Below are 929 nucleotides of genomic sequence, written 5' to 3'. Positions count from 1 at the left end.
CCCCTAAGATCTCGGCTCTTCAGCCAGGCAAAGAACTCTCGCCAACTCGCCTCCGATTCGCTGTTCCCTAGCATCAAACCCAGAACTTCCCGGTAACCCTTTTCGTTGATCCCCTCGGCAATCATGGCGGCTCGAGAACGTACTCGCCCATCCTCTCGAATCTTCAACACGAAAGCGTCAACAAGGACAAAGGGGTAGCGGTGCTCCCGCAGACTGCGGTTGTTCCACGCATGAACGATGGGATCCAGGCGCTTGCACAGGTCCGAGACAGTGGACTTGGAGAACTCCGTTCCGCACAGTTCTTCGGTGATTTTGGCCACCTTGCGGGTCGAGACGCCGTTGATCACCATCTCCATCAGCGCCAGGACCAGTGCCTGTTCACTTCGCTGGTACCGGGCAAACAGCTCGGTAGAGAACTGTCCATTTCGTACCCGGGGTACGCGCAGAGTGAGCCGGCCCACACGGGTGGTAAGGGTGTGAGGGACAGTCCCGTTCCGGTACCCTTGCCGCTCATCGGTCCGCTCATACGGTGCCGCCCTCAGTTGTTCCGTCACTTGGGCCTGTAATACCTGATTGAGCACCTGCTCGACGAGTTTCGCTACACCCCCATCCTGCTGAAAGAGGTCTTTCAAAGTTTCGTCGTTCAGGGTAATCTGGTATTGAGCCATCTTCTATCCCTCCTGGTGATGTGATTCTGACCAATCTCACATTCTACCAAAGAGGGTGGGATGGCTCATATTTATGCCCCGGGGCGCCATCCCTTTTTACACAGCATACCGGACTCTACTGCCAGCCGCCTCATCATCACCAGAATCTATCATTTAGATAGACGTCTTAGGAATTTATTTGGTACTGTCTCTCATGCAGAAACCACGATACGATGCGTAAAACGGATTAACCCCCGTAGATTGGACACACACTCTCGATAT

General features: G+C 54.3%; 1 protein-coding gene. It reads right to left on the bottom strand.

All coding sequences use genetic code 11. The features are described 5' to 3' along the window. Positions 1-668, bottom strand: a 668-nt coding sequence (locus ASH01S_RS17625; protein WP_157067246.1) for an IS256 family transposase, incomplete at its 3' end; no start/stop codon positions are given. Positions 669-929 lie beyond the last annotated feature (261 nt).

It is taken from the genome of Alicyclobacillus shizuokensis NBRC 103103 (assembly GCF_001552255.1).
Lineage (GTDB): Bacteria > Bacillota > Bacilli > Alicyclobacillales > Alicyclobacillaceae > Alicyclobacillus_G > Alicyclobacillus_G shizuokensis.
This window is presented reverse-complemented; position numbering and strand designations above follow the sequence as displayed.